Origin of the sequence: Leisingera sp. McT4-56 (assembly GCF_020514995.1) — a bacterium.
GTDB lineage: Bacteria > Pseudomonadota > Alphaproteobacteria > Rhodobacterales > Rhodobacteraceae > Leisingera > Leisingera aquaemixtae_A.
On sequence record NZ_JAJALF010000008.1, the window covers coordinates 50273 to 74636 of the forward strand.

Genomic DNA, 24364 nt, shown 5'->3' on the forward strand with positions numbered 1-24364 from the left:
CTGCGGAGCTTACGGCGCCTCCATCACCATCATGAACAGCGTCTCCGCCTGCAGCGCCTCGTAGCTGTGCGGGCGGTCGCCGGGATAGGTGTAGTAATCGCCGGGCTTCAAGGTCTCTTCCTGCCCCTCCGGCCCGGCCCGCATCTGACCGGAGCAGACCAGCATATGCTCCACCGTGCCGCGCGGATGCGACTGGGCGCGGCGGATTTGCCCTGGCTGCATCACCACACGGTAGACATCCCGGCGCACGTTCGGCGGACAGCGCGATAGCAGCACGGCAGCGAAATCCGACTGTTCGGATTCCAGCACCTCGCCTTCATCCGCGCGGATCAGCCGGGTGGCAGGCGCCTCGGTTTCAAACAGCAGGCTCAGCGGAACGTCCAATGCGGCGGCCAACGCCCAAAGGGTTTCGACACTGGGATTGCCATTGCCGGCCTCCAGCTGTGAAAGCGTTGATTTGGCTATCCCCGCCCGCGCAGCAAGGGCCGAAAGCGATATCCCCGCCCGGCTGCGTTCGCGCTGGATGGCCGCGGCGATCATCTGGTGCGGCGCTGTAGCGTTCATTATTTCACCCATTTGTTCGACTTGACGAACAGAAAAGTCGTTCGATATAGAAACCACACGTTCGGACTAGACGAACATTCAGCCAGTTTCCAGAGGAGCCGTGCAATGGCCATTCAGGAGATCACCACCCATCCAGGCGCCCGCAGCCAGCTGATGGCCGGCCTGCAGGACATTCTTCCGCTTGCGGTCGGCGTCGCAGTCTACGGGCTCGCCTTTGGCCTGCTGGCCGCGCAGGCACAGATGAGCGGGCTGCAGACCGGGGTGATGGGGACCATCGTCTTTGCCGGTTCGTCTCAGATCATCGCGGTGGAGCGGCTGGTGGCTGGGGCGAGCGCCGGTGCGGCGTTGCTGGCTGGCCTCGCGCTGAACCTGCGGCTGTTGCTGATCACCGCCTCGCTGCGGGATGAGCTTGCCGGGCGGCCATGGTGGCAGATCCTGTTGGGCGTGCACCTGGCTACGGATGAAAACTGGGCGCTGATGCACGCCAAGCGCGCCCGCGGCAATAGCGTTGGTTACTGGTACCTAGTCGGCGGCGGATTGGGTTTGGTGGCTGTCTGGGTACTGGCCACGGTGGCGGGGGCGAGTTTCGCCACGGCAGTGCCGGAGCCGCGCGCCTTGGGCATGGACTTTGCCTTCACTGCCGCCTTCATCGCCATCCTGCGCTCCCTGTGGAGCGGCAGTGCTATGCTGCTGCCTTGGGGCGGATCCGTTGCCATCGTTCTGCTGGCCGGACTGCTCACCCCGCTTGATCCGACCTGGACGCTGATCCTAGGGGGGCTGGGCGGCGCTGCAATTGCAGGAGTGCTGAACAATGACTGAAACCTGGCCCCTGATCCTTGGCCTTGCCGCTGCCACATTCACCGTGCGCCTCTCGGGCTACCTGCTGGGCCGGCGTCTCCCGGACCACGGCCCTTGGGCGCGCGGGCTGCAGGCGCTGCCGGGCTGCCTGATCCTGTCGCTTGTCACCTATCTGCTGATGCAGGGCGGGCCGCAGGAATGGGCTGCAGGCGCAACCGCGCTGGTGGTGGCGATGCTTTCTCGCAGCCTGCCGCTGACAATGGCGGCCGGCATCGCTGCCATTTTCCTGCTTAGAGCCTATTATTAACCTACTCCAGGTTTCGCCTTGCAGGCGCCGGAGCACCACCGGCCCTTTCCGCACAAATAAGAAAGCCGCCCCGAAAGGCGGCTCTCCATCACTGCGAAAGCAGCGGGCTTACTCGGCAGCCCAGCCACCGACGGCTTTTACTTCCAGGAAGTCCTCGATACCCCATTTGCCGCCTTCACGGCCCTTGCCGGACTGTTTCATGCCGCCAAAGGGCGAGCCTGCCGAGCGGGACTTACCGTTCATCTCCACCATGCCGGACCGCAGCGCACGGGCCATACGATTGGCGCGGGCGCCGTCCTGGGTCTGCACATAGTTGGTGAGCCCGTAGGGCGTGTCATTGGCGATCTCGATCGCTTCTTCCTCTGTCTCGAAAGGAATGATCGACAGCACCGGACCAAAGATTTCCTCGCGCGCGATGGTCATCTGGTTGTTCACATCGGCAAAGACGGTGGGCTTCACATAATAGCCCTTGTTCAGGCCATCCGGACGGCCGGTGCCGCCGGCCACCAGCTTGGCGCCTTCGTCGATACCCTTCTGGATCAGGTCCTGGATCTTGTTCCACTGCATCTCATTCACGACCGGGCCTATATGGCGGCCCTGCTGATCTGCCGGGCCGACCTCGACCTTGGTGGCCACTTCCGCGGCCTCAGCAACCACGCGATCATAGATGCTGTTCTGCACCAGCATGCGGCTGGGCGCGTTGCAGCTCTGGCCGGTGTTCTGCATCATGTGCAGCACGCCGCGCTTCACAGCCTTCTCGTCGGCGTCGTCAAAGATCACGTTGGCACCTTTGCCGCCCAGCTCCAGATCCACCTTCTTGAGGGTCGGCGCCGCTGCCTGGGTGATCGCGATGCCCGCGCGGGTGGAGCCGGTGAAGGAGATCATGTCCACATCCGGGTGGGTGGTCAGCTGCGAGCCAACGCCCGCGCCGTCGCCATTCACCAGATTGAACACACCCGCCGGGAAGCCGGCCTCGTCCATAAGCTCGGCAAAGATCATCGCATTGAGCGGGCTCTGCTCCGACGGCTTCAGCACCATGGTGCAGCCGGCCACTGCCGCAGCGCCAACCTTGAGCGTCACCTGGTTCATCGGCCAGTTCCAAGGCGTGATCAGAGCGCAAACGCCCACTGCCTCATGAATGATGCGGTCGTTGGGGCTGCGGTCGTTCAGCGGCGCGTCAAACGGAAACTCCTTGGCCGCGGTGATGAAGTTGCGCAGGTGCCAGCTGCCTGCACCCACCTGCGAGGTGCGCGACATGTCGATGGGCGCGCCCATTTCCAGCGACATCGCCTGGGCGAGGTCTTCGGCGCGGGCTTCGTAGACGTCGATCAGTTTCTCCACCAGCGCGATGCGCTCCTCCACCGGGGTCGCCATCCAGCCCGGCAGCGCCGCCTTGGCCGCGGCCACGGCAGCGTTGGTGTCGGCCTCGGATCCCAGCGAGATCACTGCGCAGGGTTCTTCAGTCGAAGGATTGATCACCTCGAAATCGTTGGCTGCAGAGGGGGCGACCCAATGGCCGTTGATATAAAAGTCGCGTTTCTCGATCATCTGGGAACTCCCGATTCAGATGGATGTCTGGCACCGGCTTGCCGGTTTTGCGGCCACTCTGTCACTGCACCTCAGAGTGGGCAAGGGTGTTTGCTGCATAATTTGATCAAATTATTGCGGGCACTGTCAATGCCTATCCGCAGCAGCAGCAGGCGGCTGCCGACACGGGAAGCAATGATATTTTGCGCTTTACTTGCACGTCGGCTTTTTCGTTGCGTTAGAGTACTTAGATAACAGTCAAAACGACTCAATACTTAACCGACAAGGAGATACCGCCATGGGTTTGCGCATTAACGACACGGTCCCGGATTTTACCGCGGAAACGGATCAGGGCACGATTACCTTCCATGACTGGATCGGCGACAGCTGGGCGATTCTGTTCTCCCATCCCAAGGATTTCACCCCGGTCTGCACCACCGAATTCTCGGCCGTCGCGCAGCTGGGCGACGAATGGGCCAAGCGCAACACCAAGGTGATCGGCGTCTCTGTCGACAGCGCCGAAGATCACCGCAAGTGGAAAAAAGACATCGAGGAATACGGCAAGGCCGCACCTGGCTTCCCGATCATTGCCGACGACGGGCTGGCGGTATCCAAAGCGTTCGACATGCTGCCGGCCGAGGCCTATCTGCCCGACGGCCGCACCCCGGCCGACAGCGCCACCGTGCGCTCGGTCTTCATCATCGGCCCGGACAAGCAGCTGAAACTGTCGATGACCTATCCGATGACCGTGGGCCGCAACTTTGCAGAGATTCTGCGGGCACTGGACGGGCTGCAGATGACCGCCAAGGGCGTTGCCACCCCCGCGAACTGGGTTCCGGGCGAGGACGTGATTATTCCGCCTGCGGTTTCCAACGAGGAAGCCAAAGAGAAATTTGGCGAGTTCGAGACGATCTTCCCTTACCTACGCAAAGTGAAGGCGCCGGAATAAAGCTTTTCCTTGCAGACACAATGCGGGCGCTATTCTCTGCGCCCGCATTTTCCGCATGCAGACCGGATGCACGCTGCCGGGCAGTGCTTATAGCGCTGGTACGGCGCTCAACTCTCCAGAAACTGCAGCGCGGCAAGACCGATATGAACTGCGCCTGTCCGAAAGCATCGCCAATGCCTGCGACGGCTTTTCAGGTGCCCGTGACCTTGTGATACAGCTCCGAACGGTATCCAACCAGAATGCCCAAGGCACCCAGCACCCAGCCAAGTGTGCGCGCCACGTCCATTAGACGCTGCTGCGGCTGGAACGGCAGAACAAGAAGCAACCCGACCAGAAGAAGCGCCTTTAGCGGAAGCGCCATCATCCGCGCTAGGCCAGAGCCAAAGCTTTCATCAAATTTCCGCCGCAAGTTGGTGTTCACCTGATCGCGCGCCCGCAGGGCCTGATACCAGAACGACAGGCGCTGCTGCGGAATTTCTTCATAAACGAAGGCGTCCTTGACCCAGCCGACGGGAAGCCCTTTGGCCCGCGTTTCGGCATGGAACTTCGCGTCGGTGCCGCCTGTCATTCGCATCGCTTCGTCAAACCAAAGGCCGTGTTCCGTGAACAGCCGGAGATCAGCCATCCAATTGTTCGTCACCGTGGTTACAGGGCCGGAGTCCTGCAGGCTGGCTTTCCGGGCTGCCCGGTTCTCTTTCCGAAAATACCGGTTGGCAATATTTGCGTGCATCAGGCGCTGCACGAGGCTGGCGCCCTCATGAACCGGAGCGGCCCGAAGCGGCGCGCCGGCCAGCATCGCGCCGCTAGCGCGGAACCCTTCGGTCAGCCGCACCAGCCAGTCCTGCGCCACTGTCTCATCGTCGTCCACAAACGCCAAAACGTCAGACCCGTTGGCGATTGCTTCCTTTGCCGCACGGTTGCGGCCGAAGGGGATACCCAGTTCTGTTTCCAGAACATAGTCAAGCGCAACACCGTTAGGCATAGACCCGGCTTCTTGGACCACGGACTCGCTGCAGGGAACAGTGTCGTTCTCGACAACAAGACAGCGGACTTCGCAGCCTTCGGGGATATCCATTTCACCCCAGCTGCGGACGAGCGCCGCAAGCATGGCAGGCCGTTGCCGCGTCAGCGCAGCAACCGTGATTCTGAAGGGGGCCGATATGGACATGGGGCAGCAATAATGGCTATACGTTCGCCGCGCAACCGGCACCGCCGGGACACCTGTAGATAGGGCAGTCTGTTGAGTCTCACCGCATCCGTTATCATTCCGACCTACCATAGCTGGTCAGTGCTGCAGCGTTGCCTCGATCATCTCGCTGATCAGACCGCAGGGCCATCGGCTTTCGAGATCATTGTTGTCAACAACGCAGAACATGACGACGTTCCGGAGGATCTTGTTCTTCCGCAAAACGCACGCGTCATCTGGGAGCCGAAGCCAGGCTCGTATGCGGCCCGGAATGCAGGAATTGCCGAGGCGAAGACCGACCTGCTGTTCTTTACCGATGCTGACTGCACCCCCAGGCGCGGCTACATCGAAAACGGGCTGCGCACGTTCAAGGAGCATCCCGGCATCCTGCGTTTTTCTGGCGCGGTTGTGCTGGAGCCCGCCGGTTCGGACTGGACCGTGCCCGAGATCTACGACCGGCTGACCTGCTTGCAGCAGGAGCGTTATGCGCGCCAAGGCCGGGCTGCCACTGCCAACGTCTTTGTGCGGCGGGCAGCATTTGAAAAGGTCGGATTGTTCGATGGCGAAGCGCTGTCCGGCGGCGACATGGAATGGAGCAGGCGGGCGCAAGCCAACGGACTTGAACTGATTTATACGCCGGACGTGATTGTCGGGCACCCTGCCCGTGAGAGTTTTGATGCGCTGGCGACAAAAGCCCGGCGTATTCTGGGCGCAAAAATCCGCAGCGCCGGAAACTTCCGGTTCCGCTACTACATTCCGCCAATCAAGAAAATCATCCCTCCCACCAAGCTCCTTCGGCGAGCCATTAAGGATCCTGAACTGAGCTCTCGGCAGGTTTTTCAGGTCTGGGGCTGTGCCTACCGGCTGCGGTTGGCCATGATCGCCGAACAGATGCGGCTGACCTGGCTGCGCGGTACGCACGAACGCCGCTGATCCGAAAAGCCTTTACCCCAAAGAAAAAGCCCCGGCTGAATGCCGGGGCTTTCTTGTGCCTGCCGCCAGGGATTAATCCTCGGCTTGGGCCTTTTCCTTTTTCTCCGGCTGGACTTCCTCGCCGGTTTCCTGATCGACAACCTTCATCGACAGGCGGACCTTGCCGCGGTCGTCGAAGCCCAGCAGTTTCACCTTCACTTCCTGGCCTTCCTTCAGAACGTCCGAAGGGTGGTTCAGGCGGCGGTTTTCGATCTGGGAGACGTGCACCAGGCCGTCACGCTTACCGAAGAAGTTCACGAAAGCGCCGAAGTCGACAATCTTCACGACCTTGCCGGTGTAGATGGCGCCCTCTTCCGGCTCTGCCACGATCGAATAGATCATGTCATAGGCCTTCTTGATGGCTTCGCCGTTCGGGCTGGCAATCTTGATCACGCCGTCGTCGTTGATGTCGACTTTGGCACCGGACACTTCGACGATCTCGCGGATCACCTTGCCGCCGGAACCGATCACTTCGCGGATCTTGTCGGTCGGGATCTGCATGGTCTCGATGCGCGGTGCGTGAACCGAGAACTCGGAAGCTTCGGTCAGGGCTTTGCCCATCTCGCCCAGGATGTGCAGGCGGCCGTCCTTGGCCTGGGCCAGGGCTTTCTCCATGATCTCCGGGGTGATGCCGGCGACCTTGATGTCCATCTGCAGCGAGGTGATGCCGTTTTCGGTGCCTGCCACCTTGAAGTCCATGTCGCCCAGGTGGTCTTCGTCACCCAGGATGTCGGACAGGATCGCGTAGGAGCCGTCGTCTTCCAGGATCAGGCCCATGGCAACGCCGGCCACCGGCGCCTTCAGAGGAACACCTGCGTCCATCATCGACAGCGAGCCGCCGCAAACGGATGCCATCGAGGACGAACCATTCGATTCGGTGATCTCGGAGACAACGCGGATGGTGTAGGGGAAGTCGGTTGCCGCGGGCAGAACCGCCTGCAGCGCACGCCAGGCCAGCTTGCCATGGCCGATTTCGCGGCGGCCCGGGGAGCCGACACGGCCCACTTCACCGACCGAGTACGGCGGGAAGTTGTAGTGCAGCAGGAAGTTCGATTTGAAGTTGCCGTGCAGCGCGTCGATGAACTGCTCGTCGTCGCCGGTGCCCAGCGTGGTCACGACCAGGCCCTGGGTTTCACCGCGGGTGAACAGCGCCGAGCCGTGGGTCCGCGGCAGCATGCCGGTTTCAGCCACGATATCGCGGATTTCGTCGGTCTTGCGGCCGTCGATCCGCTTGCCGGTTTTCACCACGTCGCCGCGCAGGATGCCGGCTTCCAGCTTCTTCAGTGCGGAACCCAGGTTGGCATCTTCCAGCTGCTCTTCGGACAGGGCGGCCTTGATGGTCTCGCGGGCAGCGGCCACAGCGGCGGTGCGCTCCTGCTTGTCGGTGATCGCAAAGGCCGCGCGCATGTCGGTTTCGCCCGCCGCTTTGACCGCCTCGTACAGCTCGGAGTAGTCCGGCGCCTCGAAGTCGAAAGGCTCTTTGGCGGCTTCTTCGGCCAGCGAGATGATCAGGTCGATCACCGGCTGGATCTGCTCATGCGCAAAGTTCACCGCACCCAGCATTTCCGCTTCGGTCAGCTCGTAAGCTTCCGATTCCACCATCATCACGGCGTTCTTGGTGCCGGCCACAACCAGATCCAGACGCTGCTCGGGGTTGAGGCGCAGATCCTGCATGTCGTCGACGGTCGGGTTCAGAACGTATTCGCCATCAACAAAGCCGACGCGGGCACCGGCGATCGGGCCCATGAACGGCGCGCCGGAGATGGTCAGGGCAGCGGATGCCGCGATCATTGCGACGATGTCCGGGTCGTTGACCAGGTCGTGGCTCAGCACGGTGCACATCACCAGCACTTCGTTCTTGAAGCCGGGGACGAACAGCGGGCGGATCGGACGGTCGATCAGACGCGCGGTCAGGGTTTCTTTTTCGGTCGGGCGCGCTTCGCGCTTGAAGAAGCCGCCGGGCACCTTGCCCGCAGCATAGTATTTTTCCTGGTAGTGCACGGTCAGCGGGAAGAAGTCCTGGCCGGGCTTCTGCTGACGGGCAAAGGTCACGTTGGCCATGACCGAGGTTTCGCCCAGCGTGGCAATCACGGAGCCATCAGCCTGGCGGGCAACCTTGCCGGTTTCCAGTGTGAGCGTCTCTTCGCCCCACTGCATCGATTTTTTGGTGACGTTAAACATCTAGCGTATCCTAATTGGGAGCACTCCCGGCCCTCCGGGTCTCCCGTTTGCGTGGCGGCCCCATTGCCGCCGGCCCCATCTATCTTTCTTTCGCGTGCCGGGGCCTTGGCACATCGTCTCAGACAGGCCCGCCCATACAGGAGTTTCAGGCAAAATGAAAGGGAAAGCGGCAGCGCGCCGCCGCAGTGGGCGGCGGCGCGCTGTGGTCAGGCTGCAGGCGGGCGGCGAAACCGCGCCTGCCCCGGGTCAATTGGTGGTTTCCAGGCCTTCCGGGCGGCCCGCAATTGTGAAATGCAGCCCGTCGGGGTCCAGGAACTCCGCCGCAAAACGCTTCACATCTTCCAGTGTGACGGCGTTAATGCGGTCATTGCGGGTCTCCACATAGCTGACAGGCAGATTGTCCATCTGCATTCCCGAAAGGATCGAGGCAATGCGGCTGTTGCCGTCAAAGCGCAGCGGGTAGGCACCGGTCAGATAGGTTTGGGCGTCCTTCAGCTCTTTTTCGGTCACGCCCTCCTCGGCCATGCGGCGCCATTCGTTGCGGATCACTTCCACCGCCTCTGCCATCTTGCCGTTGGCGGACGCCACAGACCCCATGTAAACCGCCGCCAGATCACGCGGCACCAGGTAGGAGTAAACACCGTAGGTCAGCCCGCGTTTCTCCCGCACTTCCGTCATCAGCCTTGTTTCAAAGGAGCCGCCGCCCAGGATCTGGTTCATCACATAGGCGGTGAAGAAATCCGGATCCTCGCGCTTGATGCCCTTTTGGCCAAACAGCGCCACCGACTGCGGCGTGTCGAAATCGACCACGGTCACCCCGCCCTCGATGTTCACCTTTGCCGGGCCGGGAATAGGCGCGCCCTTGGCCGGCAGCGCCCCCAGAAGATCGTCCAGCAGGATGCCAAGCTCATCCGCGGTGATGTCGCCAACAGCGCTGACATAGAGCCTGTCGCGGGCAAACACCGCCTCATAGGCGTCGAAAATGTCCTGACGGCTGAGCGCGGCAACCGACTCCAAGGTGCCCTTGCCGTCACTGCCATAGGGGTGATCGCCATAGGCCATTTTGGCGAAGGCCAAGCCGGCGATATTGTTTGGGTTCTTGGCATCGGAGCGCAGTCCCGCCAGCACCTGCGCCCGCACTCGGTCCAGCGCATCCTGGTCGAACCGCGGTTCAAACAGAGTCTGACGCAGCAGCGCCACCGCATCCGCACGGTTTTCGGTCAGAAAGCGGGCGGATATGGACACCGAATCCTTGTCGGCGTCATAGCTGAACTCCGCCGCCAGAGACTGCAGTGCCCGTGCATAGTCCTGCGCGCGCAGGTCGCCGGAGCCCTCCTCCAGCAAACCTGTCATCAAATAGACCCCGCCCCGCTTTCCGGGCGCATCCAGGGACGTGCCTCCGCGGAAACGCAGTTCAAGGGCAGAGAAAGGGATCGCGTGATCCTCCACCAGCCAGGCTGTGATGCCGCCGGGCGAGGTCACTTCCTGAATTTTGATCCCGGCCCAGGCCGGCAGCGCCAGAAACCAGGCTGTCAGAGCAGCGGCAAGAAATTTCAGCACAGTCATTGGGTCACCTCCTGGCTGCGCGTCATCCAGCCCGTGACTGATGTTTGCGGCCGCAAGACCTCATTTGCGGCGGCGATGATCTCATCCGCGGTCACCGATTGCAGGATCTTCGGCCAGTCCTGCACATCCTTCACCGTCAGCCCGATGCTGAGCGCCTGGCCGTAGCGGTTGGCAATGCCGTTCACGTTGTCGCGGTCGTAGATTTCAGCGGCGCGCAATTGCAGCTTGATCCGCTCCAGCTGGGCCTCGTCCACGCCTTCCTCCAGGAACCGGGCGATGGTTGAGTCCAGAGCTGCCTCAGCTTGCTCCATGCTGGTGCCCTCGGCAGGCACGATCAGCAGGGTGAATGACGTGTCGTCCAGCGTGCTGCCAGAATAGAAAGCGCCCGTGTAGACCGCGACCTGCTGGTCAAATTGCAGCGCGTTTGCCAGATAAGAGGTGTTGCCGCCACCCAGAAGCTCCGCCAGCAGGTAAAGCGCCGCGGCCTTTTGCTGGTCGCCGCTGTCACGCTCCGGTGCCAAATAGGAGCGCTGCACATAGGGCTGCGCCACGCGCGGATCTTCGAACGTCACACGGCGCGCGGCGGTCTGCGGCGGCTCCTGGCTGCGGAAGCGTTCCGGCAGGTCCGGATTGGCAGGGATCACGCCGTAGTACTGTTCAGCCAGCGCCTTCACCTCATCCGGCTGGACATCGCCGGACACTACCAGGATTGCATTATTGGGTGCGTAATAGGTGTGGTAGAAGGACAGCGCGTCCTCCATGTCCAGGCTTTCCATCTCGTGGCGCCAGCCGATCACCGGCTGGCCGTAACGGTGATTAAGGTATTGCACCGCTTGCAGCTGCTCGCGGAACAGCGCAACCGGGTCGTTGTCTGTGCGCTGGTTTCGCTCCTCCAGAATGACCTCGCGCTCGGTGGCAATATCCTCCTCGCTGAGCCGGAGGTTGGTCATCCGGTCGCTTTCCATCTGCATCATCAGCTCCAGCCGGTCGGCGGCAACACGCTGGAAATAGGCGGTGTAATCATAGCTGGTGAACGCGTTGTCCTGGCCGCCATTGGCCCGGACGGTGGCAGACAGCTCGCCCGGAGCCAGCTTGTCGGTGCCCTTGAAGAGGAGATGCTCGAGGAAATGGGCTACGCCGGACTGGCCCGGCGGCTCATCCGCGGAGCCGGCCCGGTACCAGACCATCTGCTGCACGACCGGGACGCGGTGATCCTCGATCACCACCACATCCATGCCATTGTCCAAGGTGAACGCGGTCACCGCCTCATCTTCAGCCCGTGCCGGGACGGACAAGGCAGCGCTCAACGCTGCGGCGGCCAATGTGATCCTCTGGATCATCTGGCATCCTCCAAATTCTGCACCTCTGCCATCGCCCGGCACAGTGCGTTTACTGCTCTTTTGTTCATTTTGATCAATGCAGCCACAATTCGCCGTCCATTGCCAGCAGAAAGACTGCTGTCAACCTACGTTGCCGCCGGCGTCTTGCAAGGCCGGCTGGCAGAAAAGTGAGGGATCAGGATTCTTCTTCAGGCGGTGAAGAGGGCGTGGCCGCGCCCGCCTTGCGGAACTGGTCGCTGACGGCAAAGGGATCAATGCTCTGCTTGCGGTACAGCTGCTCGTAGCGGTCTACAGGCACGATCTTGATCCGTCCCAGATGGCGGTTGCGGTGACGGAATTTTGCATCCTCCGACGCAAGCGTCTCGCGCACGCCCGGTTCCACACCGTAGCGGCTGGAGGCGGTGACCAGCGCCGCATCGCCTGACGGCACACCGGTTGCGGGCACCAGGGCGCCCGGCTTTCCGCCCAGCGCGGCAACCGCATCAGCCTGCGGATTGGGATCAGTCAGATTGCTGCCGCCCGGAGTCGGCACGGGAAGCGAGGCATAGCTTTCCGGCGTGCTCAGCGGCTTGCCCGGAAGGACCAGAAACTCATCCGGACCGGTCCCCGGCTTCTGAAGCACGCGCAGCCCTTTTTGCGCGCAGCCAGACACTGCCAGCGCGCCAGCCAGAACGATCACTCCGAACGGGATCCGCATTGCCCCAAACTCCTGCCTGTTTCCCAGCGCTTGTAACGCAATTGCCCGGCAAGGTCTACGCAGGCTTTTTGCTGCGCCCGTCAAAGAAGATAAGCCCGGCCGCACCGCCAAAGATGAAGATATCCGCGACATTGAACACAAACGGGTTCTGGATGCCGCAGCAGGATGTGTTGAGGAAATCCAGCACATAGCCGTACAAAAACCGGTCCGCGACATTGCCCAGCGCGCCGCCGATCACCAGCCCGGCGGACAGCTGCATGCCCCATGACGCTTTTTGCGCCCGAAGGATCCACACAGCCACGGCAATACAGATTGCCACTGACAGCCCGATCAGGATCCAGCGCGACGCTTCGTCGCCGCCGCCGAACAGGCCGAAATTGATGCCGGTGTTCTCTCCGTAGCGGAAATTGAGGAACGGCGGCAGCACGTCGATCCGGTGGCGCTGATCCAGCCCCATCCAGTGGACCACCAGGTATTTGCTAGCCTGATCCGCCAGGAAGGAGAGGACCGCGCCCCAGATCATCCAACGTGCTGCCATGTTTTAGCTGCCCTGCTTAGTGGCGGAAGTGGCGCATGCCGGTGAAGACCATGGCGAGGCCTTTCTCGTTGGCCGCCTTGATCACCTCGTCATCGCGCATCGAGCCGCCCGGCTGGATCACGCAGGCACCGCCCGCGGCGGCTGCTTCCAGCAGGCCATCCGCGAAGGGGAAAAACGCATCCGAAGCCACAGCGCAGCCCTTGGCGAGGCTTTCTTCCAGACCCAGTTCCGCGGCCATGCGGCCCGCCTTGGCGGCAGCCACATTGGCGCTGTCAAGACGGCTCATCTGGCCAGCACCGACGCCGACAGTTGCGTTGTCCTTCACATAAACGATGGCATTGGACTTGACGTGCTTGGCGACTTTCCAGGCAAACAGCAGGTCCTGCATCTGGGCATCGGACGGCGCCTTCTCGGTCACCACTTTCAGGTCATCCATGCCGACATAGCCGACGTCCTTGTCCTGCACCAGCATGCCGCCGGCCACCTGCTTGTAGGCCACGATGGGCTTGCGCGGGTCCGGCAGGCTGTCGGTCAGCAGCAGGCGCAGGTTCTTTTTGGCGGCAAAGATTTCCTTGGCTTCATCAGACGCACCCGGCGCGATCACCACCTCGGTGAATATCTCGGTGATCTTGGCGGCGGTCTCCGCGTCCAGCGGCTGGTTCAGCGCCACGATACCGCCGAAGGCCGAGGTACGGTCGCAGTCAAACGCCTTCTGATAGGCTTCTGCCAGGGTTGCGCCCTTGGCGACGCCGCAGGGGTTGGCGTGTTTGATGATCGCAACTGCGGGGCTTTCGGCCGGATCGAATTCCGCCACCAGCTCATAAGCCGCATCGGTGTCGTTGATGTTGTTGTAGCTCAGTTCCTTGCCCTGCAGCTGCACAGCGGTGGCCACGCCAGGACGGTCGGAGCCGTCGGTGTAGAAGGCCGCGGTCTGGTGGCTGTTTTCACCATAGCGCAGGGTTTGCTTCAGCTCGCCGGCAAAGGCGCGGCGCTTGGGCGCTTGCAGTTCCAGCTCGCCCGCCAGCCAGTTGGACACAGCCGCGTCATAGGCGGCCGTGCGGGCATAGGCCTTCTGCGCCAGCTTGCGGCGGAACCGCGGGCAGGTCGCGCCGTCGTGCTGGTCCATGTCGCCCAGCAGTTTTTCGTAATCTTCGACATCCACGACCACGTTCACGAAGGCATGGTTCTTGGCCGCCGCACGGATCATCGCCGGGCCGCCAATGTCGATGTTCTCGATGCAAGTATCGTAGTCCGCGCCTTTGGCCACGGTGGCCTCAAACGGGTAAAGATTCACGACCAGCAGGTCGATGGCGCCGATGCCATGCTCGTTCATCGCGGCGACGTGGGTGTCATTGTCGCGCAGCGCCAGCAGGCCGCCATGCACCATCGGGTGCAGGGTTTTGACGCGGCCGTCCATCATTTCCGGAAAACCTGTCACTTCGGAGACGTCTTTGACCGTCAGGCCGGCATCACGCAGCGCCTTGGCGGAACCGCCGGTCGAGAGCAGCTCGACACCGCGCGCGGCCAGCGCCTGGCCCAGCTCGATCAGGCCGGTCTTATCGGATACGGAAAGCAGCGCACGGCGTACGGGGTGAAGGTCGGTCATGGCAGGGCAGGTCCTTTTAAAGGCTCAGTCAAACGTCTCGGGTTCGTCCCGGTTCAGGTCTCGCACGGCAATGGCAGTCTCCTGCGCTTTGCTGAGCGTCCACCGGACGCGGGTGGCATATCCCATCGCCCGCCCGGATAAAACGATCTGCTTTGCCGCACGCGGCTTCAAGCGGGTCTTTTCCAGGAAAACGCTTGGCTCCAGCCGCAGATGGCAGGCGCCGTCATGACGGAACACCCAGATTTCCCCGCTCTTGAGCGCCATGGATACTGCTGCGCCGCCCAAGTCAAGGGTTGCATCGACTTCAGGGTGCAGATGCAGGCGGATATCAAAGCTGACTCCGCCATCCGGGTTGCTGCTGCTGGCCTTGTCAAAGCGGGCCTTGGCAGGATCTTCCAGCGCCAGAAGCATGTCCTCTCCCGCCAGGGCGCGGCCGTCAAAGGACAGATCAAGGGTGCGGGCATGGGTCAGGCCGAAATGCGCGGCATAACCATTGTGGCCGCCCTGAAACCGGAAACCGTCGGACAGGTCCATGATGTCCAAGGGCACGTCGTCCGGCGCTTCGATCAGCTCTTCATGGCCGGTGGTTTTCTGCGGCGCCGACAGCCGGGCGCTGGAATGGCCTTCGATGCACAACGTGCTGTGCGACGGTGTCGCCCGCCCAGCGCGGCGCCACTCCACCCCAAAGGATTCACCCGACCCGCAGTTCACGATCAGCGGGCGCCGCCCCGAAGTCAGTTCAAATGCCAGGGTCGAGGCATGGCCGTTATAGGAGGCTTTGCCCTTGGGCGGTGCCGAGGCGTCCACGATCACCGAAGTGCGCCGCGCCGACAGCCGGGCAAAACCCATCGCCAGCCCGTCTGCGTGCCGCTCCGCCACGTGGCTGGCAGCCAGCGCATGGTCCAGCCGCCCCTCCAGCCCGCGGCCGCCGCCGTGGAACCGTGCCAGCCCGCCGTCGCTGTGGCGCAGGGTGCGCAAGGTGGGCGCAATCCGTTCGATGGCGGCGATATGGGCGGGCGGCACCATCCGGCCTGCCTCATGCAAAGCAGCGGCGGCCCAGGTCAGAAGGGTGAACACCTCCAGCAGTTCTTCCGGGTTGCGGGTCGGCAAGCCGCCCTGTTCGTCGATCTGGGAGTCGCATTCCGCCGCCAGCGCCTTGACCGCCGGATCGGCCAGTTCCTCGCGGCCTTGCAAGGAAAGGCCCGCATAGATCAGCCCGCACAGCGCTTCGAACCGTGGCAGGCCGGGCGCAGCCCCCTGCCAGCGTTGCGCCAGATACCAGGTCTGCTGCGCCAGGGAGCCATAGAAGGCTTCGGTCTCGTCCTTTTCCTTGCCGCTCAGCAGGAACAGCGCGTGGTTGATCCAGCGGATCACCCGCCGCCCGGTCAGGTCCGGCAGCCAGGCCAAACCGCTGCCGCGCCCGTGCTGCGCAATCCAGCCCCAGACCCATTTCTGCGCCTTCAGCCGGGCCTTGAAATCCCCAACAGCCGCCAGATCGTCGAGCCAGGCAAACCCGTGCCGTTCCGCGTCAAAGGCAGCGTCAGGCGCCGCAACCTCCCACAGCCCGGTATCCGGCGATTCGACCAGATAGCCGGCAAACAGCAGATTGCCCGCCACCAGCTGGCGCCCCCGGGCATAACTGCCGATGGTGCGCGGTTCGGGCTGCGAGACGAAACCGGTCGCCGCAGGCTGGCTGCGCGCCCGCCAGGCGTAATAGCGGTTCAGCAGGCGGGTGCCGCGGCCTGCCATTCTGTCATAAGTGGACATGCTCTGTTGCCTCACGCCGTATTTTAACCGGGGCGTTTTGGCGCGAGCATAACCCGGGGTGCGGCTCAAGTCACCGGCGAATGCCGGGAACGCCCAGGGGTCACGCGGATTTGCGCAAAAGGGCCATATAGAAGCCGTCCATGCCGCCGCGGTCAGGCCAGTAATCCGGGCGCAGGCGCAGGCCGCCTTCCTCGGTTATCCAATCGGGCTCCACACCCGGCACCCTCAGCGCCGCGCGGTCGGCTTCCATGTCCGGGAACATGTCCAGCGCCTCTTCGGCCTGGCATTCGCCCTCATCCGGCAGCAGCGAGCAGGTGCAGAACATCAGCCGCCCGCCGGGTTTCACCAATGTCCAGGCATGGGCCAGCATCTGCGCCTGAAGCTCGATGAGCTGACCAAACTCACTGCCGTCCTTGGCATGCGGCAGGTCGGGATGGCGGCGGATGGTGCCAGTGGCGGAACAGGGCGCGTCCAGCAGCACCGCATCATACTGGCCGGTCTGCTCCAGCGCGTCGCCGGTAATCAGCTCCGCCTGCAGCCCGGTGCGCTCCAGGTTTTCCCTGAGCCGGGCAATGCGGCCTTCCGAGACATCCACAGCTGTCACCCCGGCACCTGCGGCAGCCATCTGCATGGTCTTGCCCCCCGGTGCCGCGCAGAGCTCAAGCACCTGCTCTCCGGGCTGGACGTTCAGAATGCGGGCGGGCAGCGCGGCAGCTGCATCCTGCACCCACCAGCCGCCGGATCCGAAACCGGGCAGCGAAGATACCTGCCCGGCATTAGCAAGCCGCACCGACCCGGTGGGCAGTATCTCTCCGCCAAGCGCGCTCAGATCAGAATCCGGCTTTCCGGTAATGTCCAGCGGCGCGCCAGCGCTATGCGCGGCCTCCATCGCCAGCATCGCCTCAGCACCCCAGGCCTGCACCAGGGGTTTGCGCAGCCAGTTCGGCAGGCGCGGGGTGCGCAGTTTTGCCCACTCCGCCGGGCCGTCTTCTGCCACTTTGCGCAGCACCGCATTGACCAGCCCCTTGAGCTGCCCGTGACGGCGGTGTTTGGAGACAATCGCCACCATTGCATTCACCACCCCGTGCGCCGCACCGCCGGAGCACAGTTCCACCGTGCCCAGCCGCAAGGCGTTCATCACCGTCAGCGGCGGTGACTTCTTCAGATGTTTCTTCAGAATCCGGTCAGCGCGTTCCAGGCTCCTCAGGGTTTCCGCTGCCAGCCTCTGCGCCCGCGCACGGTCTTCCGGCACCAGCTTCTCCAAAGCCCCTGCAGCATAGCATTCCGCCAACAGCCGCCCTTCTCCCAGAACCTGATCCAGCAGGTAAACCGCGGTGCGGCGGGCGTGATTGGCATCGGACATCTGGCAACTCCAAAAGGCGCGGCTTGTTTGCGCGGGACAGGGGCGTATATCATGGGCAGAGCATAAAGGAACCCGCGATGAGCGACGATACCGCGCCTGTGAAGAAAGACCTGCCGCCCGCCGCCCTGCGCGCCCTGGCGGAGGCAGAGGAACGCCGCAAAGCTGCTGAGGCCCAGGAGCCGCGCCCCAAGGAACTGGGCGGCCGCGATGGCCCAGACCCAGCACGGTACGGTGACTGGGAGAAAAAGGGCATCGCCGTCGATTTCTGAGCAGCCGGAGCCTGAAACACCATGATCCTGGAAATCCGCAGGTACACCCTGCACCCCGGAAAACGCGAAGAGTTCATCCAGTTTTTCGAAACGGTGAACCGTCCCGCCTTGAAGGCCGCTGGAATGCTGGTTTTTGACCCTATGCGCGATACCGAGGATCAGGACAAGGTTCACTGGCTGCGGGCCTTCCAGACCATGGAAGAACGCGAACGGATCAAAGAAGCATTCTATGGCGGCCCGGTTTGGGCGGATGAGGTTGAGCCAGCTGTCATGCCCCTGATTGCGCATTTCGAGGCTTCCGTTGTCTCAACCACTGAAGGTTTTGAGGGGTTCAAGGGAACCCCCGAGCTGTAATCATAGCCCCAGAACGTCCACCATATCGTACTGGCCCGGCCCCTTGTCCTGGCCCCAAAGCGCGGCCTTGAGCGCACCGCGGGCAAAAATGGCGCGGTCGGTGGCCAGGTGGCGAAGCACGATCCGCTCTCCGGCAGCGGCAAACAGCACGTCATGCTCGCCAACGATGTCGCCGCCGCGGATGGCGGTGAAGCCGATGTCGCCGCGCTTGCGGGCGCCGGTAATGCCATCCCGGCCGGAATCGCGCACATCCGCCAGTTTCACACCGCGGCCCTCGGCAGCAGCTTCACCCAGCATCAGCGCAGTGCCGGAGGGCGCGTCGACCTTGTGGTGGTGATGCGCCTCGATCACTTCGATGTCGAAATCCTCATCCAGCGCGGCGGCGACCTTCTTGGTCAGCTGCACCAGCAGGTTAACACCCAGGCTCATGTTGCCCGCGCGGATGATCACCGCGTGGCGCGATGCCGGTTCCAGCTGGGCAATCTGCTCATCGCTCATGCCGGTGGTGCCGATCACATGCACCGCGCGGGCCTGCGCCGCCAGTTTGGAGAACGCCAGCGTTGCCTCCGGCGCGGTGAAGTCGATCACGGCCTGGGCCTTGGAAAACGCCTCCAGCGCGTCGGCGGTCACGGTGACGCCGACCGGCTGGCCGCCTATCATCTCGCCCACGTCGCGGCCGACCCACGCGTGGCCTTCGCGTTCCACTGCGCCCGCCAGCGTGGCCTTGTCGCTCTCCAGCACCGTCTTGATCAGCATCTGCCCCATGCGGCCCGATGCGCCGGTAATCACGATCCCTGGTTTGTGAGTCATTGGCCCATTCCCTTGTTCAAGCTGGTTTTGTCCTACATCGCCGGGCAGCGCTTGGCAAAGCCTGCGATCCGGCATAGATCGGAACTATGGCAAAGAACAAATTCCACGATGGCCCCGGCCCGTCCCAGCGCCAGCTTCGCGTCGGCGAACTGATCCGCCGCTCGCTTTCTGAAGTGCTGGCGCGCGGCGACGTGCATGACCCGGACCTGAACCGCATGTCGATCACCGTGGGTGAGGTGCGCACCTCACCCGATCTGAAAATCGCCACCGCCTTTGTGCTGCCCTTGGGCGGCAAGGGGCAGGAGGATGTGCTGAAGCTCCTGGCCCGCAACAAGGGCGAACTGCGCCGGATGGTCGGCAAGAAACTGGGGCTGAAGTTCACCCCGGATCTGCGGTTCCGGCTGGACGAAACCTTCGACCAGATGGACGAAACCCGCCGGATGCTGAGCCAGGACGCGGTGCGCCGCGACGTGGAAGAGTGATCCGCAAGGCTGCCTTGCTGCTGGCCGCGTTCTGGACCGCTCCGGCGGCCGGCGCGGTCGAATGCAGCGATGTGGCCTTTGAGGGCAGCCGGTTCACCATCTGCGAGGTCGACGCCGTCAGGGAGCAGCTGCAGCTGTTCCTGCGCGACGGCAACGGCCAAGTTTACGGCCATTTCTCGACTCTGGAAGAAGCGCTGGCAAGGGACGGCAAAACGCTGACCTTTGCAACCAACGCCGGCATGTACCACAGCGACCGCTCCCCCGTCGGCCTCTATGTCGATGAAAGCGGTGAGGAAATGCGGCTGGTGACCAACGCCGGTCCCGGCAATTTCGGCTTGCTGCCGAACGGCGTGCTGTGCATCCGTGACGGCCGGGCGGATGTGTTTGAAACCCTTGCGTTTGAGAAGGCCGCCCCCGCCTGCACCTATGCAACCCAATCCGGACCAATGCTGGTGATTGACGGCGAGCTGCATCCGCGCTTCCTGCCCGATTCGGACAGCTATTACATCCGCAACGGTGTCGGCACCTCGGCAGATGGCACGCGCGCGGTCTTTGCGATCTCGCGCAATGCGGTGACGTTTCACCAGTTCGGCAGCCTTTTCCGTGACCATCTGACGCTGCCGAATGCACTCTACTTCGATGGCAATATCTCGCGCCTGCACGCGCCGCAGCTGGGCCGCAGTGATGCCGGGTTCATGATGGGGCCGATCGTAGGCGTGGTCGAGGGCGCCCAGTCAGACGGCTGAACCTCTTTCAGCCGGGGCGTTTGCGCATCTGCCGGATCATCGGCACTGAGTAGATCACCAGCGCGGCCCAAATCATCGGGAAGGCAATCATCCGGGCGCGGCCGAATTCTTCGCCGAACAGCAGCACAGCGGCCAGCATGATCATCGTCGGGGCAATGTATTGCAGGATCCCCATGGTCGAGAGCCGCACCAGCTTGGCACCGTTGGCATAGACGATCAGCGGCACCGCCGTAACCACGCCGCAGCCCAGGAGAAGCCAGGTGTCCGTCAGTGAGGCACCAAAGTTGCTGCTGCCGGTGGCGGTCAGGTAAGCGAAATAGCCAAACGCAGGTGCCAGCAGGATCAGCACCTCCAGCAGGAAGCCCTGATTGGGGCCGATCGGCAGAGACTTCTTGAAGAAGGCGTAGAACCCCCAAGACAGGGTCAGGCCAACTGCCACCCAAGGCACCCGTCCCGCTTCCAGTGTCAGCACCAGCACAGCCGCCGCCGCCAGCGCAACAGCAGCTATTTGCGCCTTGCCGAGCGGTTCGCGCAGCAGGATGGCTCCGAGAGCGATGCTGAACAGCGGGTTGATGTAGTAGCCAAGCGCGGCATCCAGCGCCCGTCCGGCTGCAATAGACCAGACGTAGATACCCCAGTTGACAGAAATCAGCACCGCGGTGATGCAGGCCATTCCCAGCATCCGCGGATTTTTCAGCGCCGCGCGCAGATCCTTGGTGCGGCGCAGCACGATCAGCAGCGCGCCGGCCACCGGCACCGACCAGATCACCCGGTGGGTGACGACCTCAGCCGCCGGAATGTGCGACAACGCCTTCATGTAGAGCGGCAAAAACCCCCACAGCAGGTAGGCGGTAATGGCAAAGGCCAGCCCGCGGGGCGTGTCCATGTTCGTAGGCGTCTGATCTGTCATGCCGCGCTCCTCATCCAGGGCGCCGTTATGACCGGTTTTGCGAGCCATGAAACTTCGTTTTCTGTGATACCCGGCATTCACCGCTGTTATGGGTCTTTGCGGCCGCCGTTGAGCTACGAAAAAACGGCCCCGGAAACCGGGGCCGCAGTGCAATTTGGGGTTTGCAGTTTCAGCTGCGCGCGTCAGGCTTCCAGCGACCGGCGCAGCATTTCGACGTCCTCGGCAATCTGGCCGTCGGTCAGCTTCAGCTCCTCGATACGCTTGACACCGTGCATCACGGTGGTGTGGTCGCGTCCGCCGAACCGGCGGCCGATCTCGGGCAGAGAGCGGCTGGTGAGCTGCTTGCACAGGTACATCGCCACCTGACGCGGGCGCGCATAAGAGCGCAGGCGCTTGGGGCCGATGATGTCGGACATGCGGATGTTGTAATACTCGGAGACCTTGCGCTGGATTTCCTCGACGGTGATCTTGCGCTCCGAGGCGCGCAGCACGTCTGCCAGGCAGTCCTGGGTCAGGTCCATGTCGATCTCGCGGCCCACCAGCGAGGCAAAGGCGAACAGCCGGGTCAGCGCGCCCTCGAGCACGCGCACGTTGGTCGAGATCCGATGCGCCAGGAACTCCAGCACGCCGTCTGCGATACGCAGGTCCGGGTAGGTCTCGCGCTGCTGCTGCACCTTGGTCTGCAGGATGCCCAGACGCAGTTCATAGTCGGTCGGGTGCAGGTCCACCACCAGGCCGCACTGCAGGCGCGACTTCACCCGCTCCTCCAGATCCTTGATCTCGCCCGGGGCGCGGTCGGCAGAGATGATGATCTGCTTGTTCTGATCCACCAGCGCATTGAAGGTGTGGAAGAATTCTTCCTGGGTGGAGTCCTTGCCTGCGATGAACTGGACGTCATCCACCATCAGCACGTCGACCGAGCGGAACAGGTGCTTGAAGTCCATCATCTTGCGCTCGCGCAGGGCCTGCACGAACCGGTACATGAACTGTTCCGCCGACAGGTACAGCACGTTCAGCGACGGGTTCTTTTCCTTCAGTTCCCAAGCGATGGCGTGCATCAGGTGGGTCTTGCCCAGCCCCACGCCGCCATACAGAACCAGCGGGTTGAAGGTGACCGGACCACCCTCGCCGACGCGGCGCGCGGCAGCATGCGCCAGTTCGTTCGGCTTGCCGACCACAAAGCTGTCAAAGGTGAAGCGCGGATCCAGCGGCGCCGCCTGCAGCGCTTCCAGCGTGTCCTTGCCAGCAGCAGAGGCTGCTGCCGATGCCGCAGGTGCAGCCATGACCGCCACATCGCCCTCAGCATCGCCATAGGCCTCAGCAGAGGCAGCAGAGCCCGCCGGACGGGACGGGCTGTTGGCCGCGACCCGGAAGGCCAAGCGCTGCACATGCTCGCCCGACATGCTGAGCTCATGCAGAATCAGGTCTGCAAAGTTCTGGCTGACGTAATTTCCCATGAAATTTGTAGGCACCTTAAAGACGGCAACCCCGCCGTCCACGGTGTCAAATTCAAGGGGCTCAATCCAGGTCTTGAAATTGTTCTGACCAACCGTCTTCAACAGCCGGTTTCTGAGCTGTCCCCATTTTTCTTCTGTCATGCTGCGCCTCACGCATCCCCAAAAAAGCAGCGGCCCCTTTGCCGGGCCAATTCTATTCTTACCCCCAACCACCCGGGGGGCATTCACGCACAGGGCTATCGTGTGCGGACCAGCAGTAGGCCGCATTGCCCGGAGGCTTGACGTTCGCTGAAAACAGCAAAAACAGCCGCAGCACGCGGCGGATATGCCGTTACGAACAGTATCGCACACAATTGAGACAAGGCTGCTGACCATAACCGATACAGCAGTGGATCCCGGCCAGTACCGCGCATGAATATGCGCCCTGTGCCGAGCAACCTGGCAACCTTGATGCCCGTCAAGATTGCCGCAAGCAGCCTGTCCCCCCAGCGAGTGAATCGCTGAAACAGTGGTAGCAATTTGAGGGGGGGAGCGGCAACGAAACTATGATGTTGACTCTGTCTTTGGCGGCAAAGAATCTCCTGCGCCCACCGCAGTCAGCCAAGGCTTTTCCTAAAAAACAAGGCGCTGCAATTTGCAGCGCCCTGACAACTTTTCAATGGCTCGTGAGCCTGCTCAGCAGAGCGAATCTCAGCCCAGCGCCTTCACGCGCGCGGACAGGCGCGAGATTTTCCGGGAAGCGGTGTTTTTGTGATACACACCCTTGGTGACGCCGCGCATCAGTTCGGGCTGAGCCGCGCGCAGAGCAGCGGTTGCAGCTTCTTTGTCGCCGGAAGCGATGGCTTCTTCAACTTTACGCAGGAAGGTGCGGATGCGCGAACGACGGGCTTTGTTGACGGCAAAGCGCTTCTCGTTCTGACGTGCGCGCTTCTTGGCCTGGGGCGAATTTGCCATGGTGTCTGACCTTATCTCGGGTTCTGTTTCAATCGGACGCAATGCCAGCCAAACCCGGGTCGGACCACCGGTGTGATTCTAGCCTGAGCGGGCTGCACGCGCATGTATGAGGGCGGCGTTTATCCAACTCTGCACGGAAATGCAAGCGCACCGTCCCGGAATGCAAATGCGGCGGGCTGTCCGGCCCGCCGCTTGATCGTCTTCGCCAAATACCGGGTTCACTTGTCCCGGAACTGCGCCTCGCGTTTTTCCAGGAAGGCAGCCATGCCTTCTTTCTGGTCTTCGGTGGCAAACATCGAGTGGAATACCCGGCGCTCGAACAGAATGCCTTCGTTCAGCGGCAGCTCGTAGGAGCGGTTCACCGCTTCCTTGACGGCCATCGCGGTCAGCAGAGATTTCTCCGCGATCTTCTGAGCTGCCGCAGTCGCTTCCTCGATCAGCTTCTTGGCCGGCACCACCCGCGACACCAGGCCCGCGCGCTCGGCTTCCTCAGCGTTCATGAAGCGGCCGGTCAGGTTCATGTCCATCGATTTGGATTTGCCCACGTAGCGGGTCAGGCGCTGCGTGCCGCCGATGCCCGCAACGACCCCCAGGTTGATCTCAGGCTGGCCGAACTTGGCGGTTTCCGCCGCGATGATGAAATCGCACAGCATCGCAAGCTCACAGCCGCCGCCCAGCGCATACCCGGCCACAGCCGCGATGATGGGCTTGCGGATTGCCGAGATGCGGTCATTGGCATCGGCAAACAGGTTGATGGAAAACACCTCGGTGAAAGTCATCTCCGACATCTCCTTGATGTCGGCACCCGCGGCGAAAGCCTTTTCCGAACCGGTCAGCACAATGCAGCGCACCTTGTCGCTGGCGTCAGCCTCTTCCAAAGCGTCACACAGCTCGCCGAGAAGTTCCTGGTTGAGCGCGTTCATCGCCTCCGGGCGGTTCAGTTTAATAAGGCAAACGTGGTCCTGCACATCGACGTTGATCGTCTCGTAGGCCATGATTTCTCTTTCGGTTGTTCCGTTCA

Annotated in this window: 24 protein-coding genes; 8 read left to right on the plus strand and 16 right to left on the minus strand. The window is 62.7% G+C overall.

All coding sequences use genetic code 11. From position 1 onward, the window contains the following. Positions 1-9 precede the first annotated feature (9 nt). Positions 10-564, minus strand: coding sequence for a helix-turn-helix domain-containing protein (locus LHL23_RS11070; protein WP_226429906.1), 555 nt, complete (start codon positions 562-564; stop codon positions 10-12). 105 nt (positions 565-669) lie between these two features. Here LHL23_RS11070 and LHL23_RS11075 point away from each other — a divergent pair, with 105 nt between their 5' ends. Together LHL23_RS11075 and LHL23_RS11080 are read left to right on the plus strand one after the other, a co-directional pair. Beyond that, positions 670-1383: an AzlC family ABC transporter permease gene (locus LHL23_RS11075; protein ID WP_226429907.1), complete on the plus strand. Its 714-nt coding sequence runs from the start codon at positions 670-672 to the stop codon at positions 1381-1383. Next, positions 1376-1669 (plus strand): AzlD family protein, encoded by a 294-nt coding sequence (locus LHL23_RS11080; RefSeq protein WP_222477341.1) that lies wholly within the window; start codon positions 1376-1378, stop codon positions 1667-1669. Before LHL23_RS11075 ends, LHL23_RS11080 begins: the two co-directional genes overlap by 8 nt. 108 nt (positions 1670-1777) lie before the next feature. Here LHL23_RS11080 and LHL23_RS11085 read toward each other — a convergent pair whose 3' ends face one another. After that, the gene (locus tag LHL23_RS11085) at positions 1778-3217 is read right to left on the minus strand and encodes an aldehyde dehydrogenase family protein (protein WP_226429908.1); all 1440 of its coding nucleotides are present in this window, start codon (positions 3215-3217) and stop codon (positions 1778-1780) included. Positions 3218-3494: 277 nt separating this feature from the next. Between LHL23_RS11085 and LHL23_RS11090 the strand changes: the two genes are divergently transcribed. Beyond that, complete coding sequence (locus tag LHL23_RS11090; protein ID WP_226429909.1) at positions 3495-4145, plus strand: peroxiredoxin; 651 nt, start codon at positions 3495-3497, stop codon at positions 4143-4145. Positions 4146-4335: 190 nt separating this feature from the next. On the opposite strand, the gene LHL23_RS11095 is transcribed toward LHL23_RS11090, so the two are convergent. Then, positions 4336-5355, minus strand: coding sequence for a glycosyltransferase (locus LHL23_RS11095; RefSeq protein ID WP_226429910.1), 1020 nt, complete (start codon positions 5353-5355; stop codon positions 4336-4338). A gap of 30 nt (positions 5356-5385) precedes the next feature. Between LHL23_RS11095 and LHL23_RS11100 the strand changes: the two genes are divergently transcribed. After that, positions 5386-6264: a glycosyltransferase family 2 protein gene (locus LHL23_RS11100; protein WP_226429911.1), complete on the plus strand. Its 879-nt coding sequence runs from the start codon at positions 5386-5388 to the stop codon at positions 6262-6264. Positions 6265-6336: 72 nt separating this feature from the next. On the opposite strand, the gene pnp is transcribed toward LHL23_RS11100, so the two are convergent. The 8 genes from pnp to LHL23_RS11140 form a co-directional block, all read right to left on the minus strand. After that, positions 6337-8484, minus strand: coding sequence for a polyribonucleotide nucleotidyltransferase (gene pnp, locus LHL23_RS11105; protein ID WP_222477329.1), 2148 nt, complete (start codon positions 8482-8484; stop codon positions 6337-6339). Positions 8485-8730: 246 nt separating this feature from the next. After that, positions 8731-10050: a M16 family metallopeptidase gene (locus LHL23_RS11110; RefSeq protein ID WP_226429912.1), complete on the minus strand. Its 1320-nt coding sequence runs from the start codon at positions 10048-10050 to the stop codon at positions 8731-8733. Next, positions 10047-11390: a M16 family metallopeptidase gene (locus LHL23_RS11115; RefSeq protein ID WP_222477325.1), complete on the minus strand. Its 1344-nt coding sequence runs from the start codon at positions 11388-11390 to the stop codon at positions 10047-10049. Before LHL23_RS11115 ends, LHL23_RS11110 begins: the two co-directional genes overlap by 4 nt. A gap of 175 nt (positions 11391-11565) precedes the next feature. Continuing rightward, entirely contained in the window at positions 11566-12087 is a 522-nt protein-coding gene (locus LHL23_RS11120; protein ID WP_222477324.1) for a DUF3035 domain-containing protein, read from the minus strand. A 55-nt stretch (positions 12088-12142) separates the two neighbouring features. After that, on the minus strand, positions 12143-12625 hold the full coding sequence (gene lspA, locus LHL23_RS11125; RefSeq protein WP_226429913.1) for a signal peptidase II: 483 nt from the start codon (positions 12623-12625) through the stop codon (positions 12143-12145). A 16-nt stretch (positions 12626-12641) separates the two neighbouring features. Further along, a complete protein-coding gene (gene purH, locus LHL23_RS11130) occupies positions 12642-14231 on the minus strand; it encodes a bifunctional phosphoribosylaminoimidazolecarboxamide formyltransferase/IMP cyclohydrolase (RefSeq protein WP_226429914.1) in 1590 nt (529 codons plus the stop codon). Between the two features lie 24 nt (positions 14232-14255). Then, positions 14256-15998 (minus strand): heparinase II/III family protein, encoded by a 1743-nt coding sequence (locus LHL23_RS11135; RefSeq protein WP_226429915.1) that lies wholly within the window; start codon positions 15996-15998, stop codon positions 14256-14258. Positions 15999-16098: 100 nt separating this feature from the next. Continuing rightward, complete coding sequence (locus LHL23_RS11140) at positions 16099-17361, minus strand: RsmB/NOP family class I SAM-dependent RNA methyltransferase (protein WP_226429916.1); 1263 nt, start codon at positions 17359-17361, stop codon at positions 16099-16101. Positions 17362-17438: 77 nt separating this feature from the next. On the opposite strand from LHL23_RS11140, the gene LHL23_RS11145 reads away from it, so the two are divergent. Together LHL23_RS11145 and LHL23_RS11150 are read left to right on the plus strand one after the other, a co-directional pair. After that, positions 17439-17630, plus strand: a complete 192-nt coding sequence (locus LHL23_RS11145) for a DUF1674 domain-containing protein (RefSeq protein WP_222477312.1) — start codon at positions 17439-17441, stop codon at positions 17628-17630. Between the two features lie 21 nt (positions 17631-17651). Then, the gene (locus LHL23_RS11150; protein ID WP_226429917.1) at positions 17652-17984 is read left to right on the plus strand and encodes an antibiotic biosynthesis monooxygenase; all 333 of its coding nucleotides are present in this window, start codon (positions 17652-17654) and stop codon (positions 17982-17984) included. Here the strand turns inward: LHL23_RS11150 and dapB are convergent, their stop codons facing one another. Further along, entirely contained in the window at positions 17985-18794 is an 810-nt protein-coding gene (gene dapB / locus LHL23_RS11155; protein ID WP_222477307.1) for a 4-hydroxy-tetrahydrodipicolinate reductase, read from the minus strand. Positions 18795-18880: 86 nt separating this feature from the next. Here dapB and rbfA point away from each other — a divergent pair, with 86 nt between their 5' ends. Both rbfA and LHL23_RS11165 read left to right on the plus strand, forming a co-directional pair. Then, a complete protein-coding gene (gene rbfA, locus LHL23_RS11160) occupies positions 18881-19276 on the plus strand; it encodes a 30S ribosome-binding factor RbfA (RefSeq protein ID WP_222477305.1) in 396 nt (131 codons plus the stop codon). After that, a complete protein-coding gene (locus tag LHL23_RS11165; RefSeq protein WP_226429918.1) occupies positions 19273-20022 on the plus strand; it encodes a phosphodiester glycosidase family protein in 750 nt (249 codons plus the stop codon). Before rbfA ends, LHL23_RS11165 begins: the two co-directional genes overlap by 4 nt. A 7-nt stretch (positions 20023-20029) precedes the next feature. Here the strand turns inward: LHL23_RS11165 and rarD are convergent, their stop codons facing one another. The 4 genes from rarD to LHL23_RS11185 all read right to left on the minus strand — a co-directional run bounded on the left by rarD (position 20030) and on the right by LHL23_RS11185 (position 24338). Further along, positions 20030-20932, minus strand: a complete 903-nt coding sequence (rarD, locus tag LHL23_RS11170; RefSeq protein ID WP_226429919.1) for an EamA family transporter RarD — start codon at positions 20930-20932, stop codon at positions 20030-20032. Between the two features lie 182 nt (positions 20933-21114). Beyond that, entirely contained in the window at positions 21115-22530 is a 1416-nt protein-coding gene (gene dnaA / locus LHL23_RS11175; RefSeq protein ID WP_226429920.1) for a chromosomal replication initiator protein DnaA, read from the minus strand. 549 nt (positions 22531-23079) lie between these two features. Continuing rightward, entirely contained in the window at positions 23080-23343 is a 264-nt protein-coding gene (rpsT, locus tag LHL23_RS11180; RefSeq protein WP_008556347.1) for a 30S ribosomal protein S20, read from the minus strand. Positions 23344-23561: 218 nt separating this feature from the next. Beyond that, positions 23562-24338 (minus strand): enoyl-CoA hydratase, encoded by a 777-nt coding sequence (locus tag LHL23_RS11185; RefSeq protein WP_222477278.1) that lies wholly within the window; start codon positions 24336-24338, stop codon positions 23562-23564. Positions 24339-24364 lie beyond the last annotated feature (26 nt).